Annotated in this window: 8 protein-coding genes; 7 read left to right on the forward strand and 1 reads right to left on the reverse strand. The window is 60.0% G+C overall.

Features of this window, described 5'->3' with window-relative positions; genetic code table 11:
- From RMO15_RS06175 to RMO15_RS06205, 7 genes are all read left to right on the forward strand, one after another.
- Positions 1-250, forward strand: a 250-nt coding sequence (locus RMO15_RS06175) for a hypothetical protein (RefSeq protein WP_309709300.1), incomplete at its 5' end; no start/stop codon positions are given.
- The gene (locus RMO15_RS06180; protein ID WP_309709303.1) at positions 247-714 is read left to right on the forward strand and encodes a hypothetical protein; all 468 of its coding nucleotides are present in this window, start codon (positions 247-249) and stop codon (positions 712-714) included. The genes RMO15_RS06175 and RMO15_RS06180, both read left to right, overlap by 4 nt.
- The gene (locus RMO15_RS06185; protein WP_309709306.1) at positions 711-1,133 is read left to right on the forward strand and encodes a hypothetical protein; all 423 of its coding nucleotides are present in this window, start codon (positions 711-713) and stop codon (positions 1,131-1,133) included. The genes RMO15_RS06180 and RMO15_RS06185 overlap by 4 nt, the downstream gene beginning before the upstream one ends.
- Positions 1,130-1,498: a hypothetical protein gene (locus RMO15_RS06190; protein ID WP_309709311.1), complete on the forward strand. Its 369-nt coding sequence runs from the start codon at positions 1,130-1,132 to the stop codon at positions 1,496-1,498. The genes RMO15_RS06185 and RMO15_RS06190 overlap by 4 nt, the downstream gene beginning before the upstream one ends.
- Positions 1,495-2,274, forward strand: coding sequence for an ADP-ribosylglycohydrolase family protein (locus tag RMO15_RS06195; protein WP_309709314.1), 780 nt, complete (start codon positions 1,495-1,497; stop codon positions 2,272-2,274). The genes RMO15_RS06190 and RMO15_RS06195 overlap by 4 nt, the downstream gene beginning before the upstream one ends.
- Before the next feature lie 7 nt (positions 2,275-2,281).
- Positions 2,282-3,085, forward strand: a complete 804-nt coding sequence (locus RMO15_RS06200) for a hypothetical protein (RefSeq protein WP_309709317.1) — start codon at positions 2,282-2,284, stop codon at positions 3,083-3,085.
- A 107-nt stretch (positions 3,086-3,192) separates the two neighbouring features.
- On the forward strand, positions 3,193-4,365 hold the full coding sequence (locus RMO15_RS06205) for a di-heme oxidoredictase family protein (protein ID WP_309709320.1): 1,173 nt from the start codon (positions 3,193-3,195) through the stop codon (positions 4,363-4,365).
- Positions 4,366-4,443: 78 nt separating this feature from the next.
- Here RMO15_RS06205 and atpG read toward each other — a convergent pair.
- On the reverse strand, positions 4,444-5,041 hold a 598-nt coding region (gene atpG, locus RMO15_RS06210), incomplete at its 5' end, for an ATP synthase F1 subunit gamma (RefSeq protein ID WP_309709324.1).

A 5,041-nucleotide genomic window follows, 5' to 3' on the forward strand; every position in this document is an offset into this window, starting at 1 on the left:
GCTCATGAACATCTTTGGCGGAGAGCTGACGACCCGCACCGAGGAGCAGCAAACGCAGTGGTATCGAGACAACGGACTGCCGGAGCCGCCGCCGATCTGGGAGGGAACACAGTACCGACTGGGGCCGCGACCTGACTGGGAAGAGGCGTTTCAAGCAGCACTGGTTGGTCGAAATGCTGCCGCACTTTTCTGGGACTTCTCGGATCGGGTACGTTTTTACGAAGTGCTTGCTGTGGAGGTGGAGTTGTGAGTACTAAGCTCTATCTTGTCCGTCTTTATCGAGGCTATCGGTTCCCTGAGCAAGCGTTTTCATGGCGGCGGACGGCCCACCCTCCGATTATCGCGTGTTTCCACGCTCGTGAGTTAGCGGATGTTTATGTCGCCACGCATTTGCCGCTCTGGCAGAATCCCTTCGATAGCTATGCACTGTATGTACGCCAAAGTTATGGAATTGAGCCTTGGCGTGAAGATGAGGATATTCCTAAAGAACCAGAGCGTGTCGTTGCTTGGGTGGACTTTCTGGCAGCCCTGAGCCAGCTCAACCTTCCTGAGCCCCCGATGCCACCTAACGACGACGAAGATGAGGTACAGGCATGCCTCAAGCGCTGGTGGGACGAAACGGAGCTGACGAACGAGCAACGTGAGGCACTCTGGCGGCTGATTGATCCAAAGCCCTACCGCATTGACGAAGTGGAGCTGGAGGGGACACCATGATTGTCTATCTCGTTCAGAAGCTCCACTGGGAGTACAACGACAACTGGTTCGAGCGCGAGGGCGATGAGCCGGTGAAGGCGTTTGAGAGCCGCGACGACGCGCTGCTCTGGGCGGAGCTGCTGGAAGACGAAGCGCGGCGTGAGCTGGAGAAAGGTGAGGGAGTGGGGTTCTCCGTCAATCCCCTGCGTGTCTTCGGCGGCACCGAGCGGGCGACCTCACTGACCTACGACGAGCTCTGGGAGAAACTGGACGAGGCGGGCCTGCTCACCCCTCCGCCCACCGATGATCTCTACGAGCAAGCGTGGTGGCGTGCACTCTGGCCGCGCATCACGCCCGTGCAGCGCGATTGGCTCTGGAGCCTGCTGGATGGCGTGCAGTTCTACGAAGTGATCGAGACAGAGCTGGAGGAAACAAAATGAAACCACTCATGCACGCGCGCTCGTCGGTGCGCAAGTTTGGCGGTGCTCCTGAGGACTACCTGCCGATCCATGAAAAGATGGACTCGACCAAGGCGGCGCACGCGGAGGTGACCCACCGCTGCGTCTTTCACTCGGCGTTTGGGATCTTTCTGATCGAGGAGCTGTTCGGGCAGACGCTGACCAACTCCGACGGCAAAGAGGTCTTCGTGCGCGATGTCGCCGAGCAGCACGTTCTCGAAGACCTCGGCTGCATCCCGTCGCTCTCTGACTGGCTCAAAGAGATGCCCTCGCAGCCGTGGATGGCGGGCGCACGTAAGCTCAAGGCCAGCGAGATCGAGCTTGTTCCCGCACGAGGACGAGATTGAGAGAAGCAAGAGTCGCAGGGGTCTTGCTGGGGCTGGCGGCGGGCGACCGAATCGGTGGGCCGGTGCGGATGGCGCTTCGTCTGGCACAGAGCCTGGTGCACTGTGGGGGATTCTCGCAAGACGATCTTACGGCACGTTATCTGGAGTGGTGGCGCACCGATGCTTTTGATATGGGGCCGACAGCTGCACGAGTCTTTTTGCGGGTGGAGCAGGGCCACGACTGGGAAACTGCCGCGCTCCAGGTAGACCGAGAAACAGGTGGCATGACCGCAGGCTGCAATCCCGCGCACCGGAGTGCACCGCTGGCGATGTGCTCTGCGATCCACACGGATGCGCTGGCGGAGCTGGCACGGCGTGAAGCAAAACTGACACACTGTCACCCACTGGCAGGTGATGTCGCCGCGGCTGTGGTCTGTGTATGTCGTTTCCTAATCGAGGGGGATTCTTGGGAGCTTGCCTGCCAGAAAGCAAATGTCAGCTTAGAGCACTCTTCGGTCGGCCCGCTCTCCCGAGGAGGCTTTGCCCTGGAGGTGCTTCGTGCCGCTGTGGCGCTGGTGAGTGCCGCTGACTCCGCCGAGGAAGCCCTGGAAAGTGCGATTGCGTTTGCTGGTCCCGCGAACTACTGCCCTGTTCTTGTGGGGAGCCTCGCGGGTGCCCGCTGGGGCGTAGAAGAGATTCCAGATTCATTGCTTGCATTTCATGCCTCTTTGCTTCCTGATCTCTACGAAACGGCTCAGGCGCTTGCAATGGGTTGGAAAATGTCAATTCGGGAATAATAGCCTCATGTTATTTTTTCAAACCGTGACAGGGACGCTGACTCTGGGCGAGAAAACCATTCCTCTGAAGTTTGCGTATGCCTTTGAGCGCACCAACGACGAAGCGCTGCCACCCAAGACAGGGCTTTGTCTTCTGCTTACCGACCAAGCCGTACCGCTTGAGGCGCTGGAGGGGACATTTGGGCTCTATCCGCTCCACCAAGATGGCAAGCTTGCCGCAGTGGAGTTCCAGCTGGATCAGAAAGATGCGGCGCAGAACTTCAGGGGGCATCTATTTCCCACGCTACCGCAGACACCGGGTAGTTTTTTTGTTCAGGGCAAAAAGTACTTCTCGGAACTGAAGCTAACAGGGGGCGTGATTGAGGGGAAAGTTGCCTCGGAGGAGGAAGAAGCTCCGGCACCTGGCGGCGAGCCGTTGCACTACCGCTACGAGGCAACTTTCCGTGCCCCTATTCGAAAAGCGCCCGCCGTCACGAAGATTGTTCAGGGCAAGCTCGCCCAGACGCACGCCTTTGTGCCGGTGATCAGCCGCTACTTCGCCGCCATGCGCAAAGGCGACTACCCTGCGATGCAGAAGCTCGTTTCGAGGAGCACTCTGGCCGCGTGGGTACGGCTGGAGAAGCGGATGGGCGCAGCAGAGTACCGCAAGCAGCTCGCGGCGTTTGGCAAGATGATGGAGTTCAACCCGAAGACGATTACCCATATTGTGCTACGGGGCGATCAGGCGACGGTGGTCTCCAAGGTAAAAGGCGGCAAAGACATTGCGGCACTGCGACGCGAGGACGGTATTTGGAAGCTGCATGTTCCCTAGTGTGAGATATTAAAATGGTATGAAAATCTTCATGACTTCTTCATCCCGCAGACATACCCTACGCCCTAAGCAGGCGCAGGAGCCTGCGAGAAAAGAGGAGTCTGAAGATGAAGAAGCGATTACACATTGCGGCGACTGCGACCCTTTTTCTGGGCGTGGGAGCGTGCGGGGGCGTGAGCTCTGTCTTTACCCCCATCGGTGCAGAGACGCCCGGGCTGACCCGAGCCGAGCAAGAACTTTTTGAGGAAGGCAAGACCGTTTTCGCCACTGCGGAAGACGTAGATGAGGGGCTAGGGCCGGTCTTCAATGGCCGTAGCTGTGGCGAGTGCCACTCGGCGGGCGGGGTCGGAGGTGCGGGCGAGGACTTACTCCTCTCCCGTGTGACACGCATCGGGGCGGGCTCCGGGGCAAGCTACTCGGACTTAGTGGAGTGGGGCGGGCCGGTGCTTCAGCGCCGCACGATTGACGAGCTGGAGCCAGGGCACAATATTCCTGCGGAAGTGGTTCCGGCAGGCGCGGAGCATGTCTCGCGGCGCATCACCACGCCGCTCTTTGGGGCAGGCTTGATGGAGGCCATCTCCGACAGCACGATTCTGAGCAACATCAACAGCGGCGACCCCGACGGCATCACGGGGGTGGCGAACTACGTGGACGATCCCATCACGGGCAAGCGCCATGTCGGGCGCTTTGGCTGGAAGTCACAAGTGGCGACGCTAGAGCACTTCTCTGCCGATGCCTATCTGAACGAGATGGGAATCACCACGCTCACGTTCCCCCTGGACCTTCTGCCGCAGGGCAAGGCGCTCTACGATGTCGTGCCGGAGCCCGAGGACGATGGCGAGGACTTACAGCTCTTTGCGGGCTTCATGCGTCTTCTCGCCGCGCCCGATCCCGCACCCGCCACTCTGGCAAGTGGTCGCGGAAACCAGGTTTTTACCAAGATCCGGTGCGCGGCCTGTCATGTCCCGACACTCCAGACGGGCAGTAGCACGGTGGTGGCGCTAGCGAACCGCCCCGTGAACCTCTACTCGGACTTGCTGACCCATAACGTGGGCACGGGGGATGGAGTTGTGCAAGGTGCCGCAGACGGCGACCACTTCCGCACCGCACCGCTCTGGGGCTTGCGGCTACGCAAGTTCTTCCTCCACGATGGTCGCGTTACAACGGTGGATACGGCGATCCGTGCACACGGCGGCGAGGCAATGGCGGCAAAACTGCGCTACCAGGAGCTGAGCGAGGCGGATCGTGCGAACTTGCTAGAGTTCCTCGGGACCCTCTAAAGACAAAAATCCCCCGTATCGCAGCCTGCGGTACGGGGGATTTCCTTGTGTTTCCCCCACATGTGGGGGCCAGGGAGCTTATCCCTTGAGCGCGTCGGCACCGCCCACGATCTCAGCGAGCTCTTTGGTGATGCTGGCCTGACGGGCACGGTTGGCCGCGAGCGTGAGACCCGCGATCATCTTTCCTGCGTTGTCGGTTGCACTCGACATGGCGGTCATACGGGCGCCGTGCTCACTGGCCACGGACTCGATCAGTGCCTGGTAGACCATGGTGTCCACCGAGCGAGGGAGCATATTGCCGAACAGAGTGGCTGCATCGGGCTCGAAGATATAGTCCTCGCTACCGCCCGCGCTCTCCTCGGTCTCTTCGGCGACCATCGGGAGCATCTGGACACTCATGGGCTTCTGGACAAGTGCGGAGAGGAACTTGGTGTAGACCAGATAGATCACATCCACTTCACCGCTGGTGTAGAGGTCTCGCGCTTGCTTGGCGATCTCCTGCGCTTCGGCAAAGCTGGGATTGGTCATATTGAGTACGAACTCCCCGGCGATGGCATAGGGGCGGCGACGGAAGTAGGTCTGCACTTTGCGACCTGCAAGCAGTAGCTTGGTCGTCTCTGGGGTGACGGTTCCCCCGTTGAGGCCACCGGTTCGTAGCACTTCCTGAACTTTTTTC

It is taken from the genome of Armatimonas sp., assembly GCF_031410135.1.
Lineage (GTDB): Bacteria > Armatimonadota > Armatimonadia > Armatimonadales > Armatimonadaceae > Armatimonas.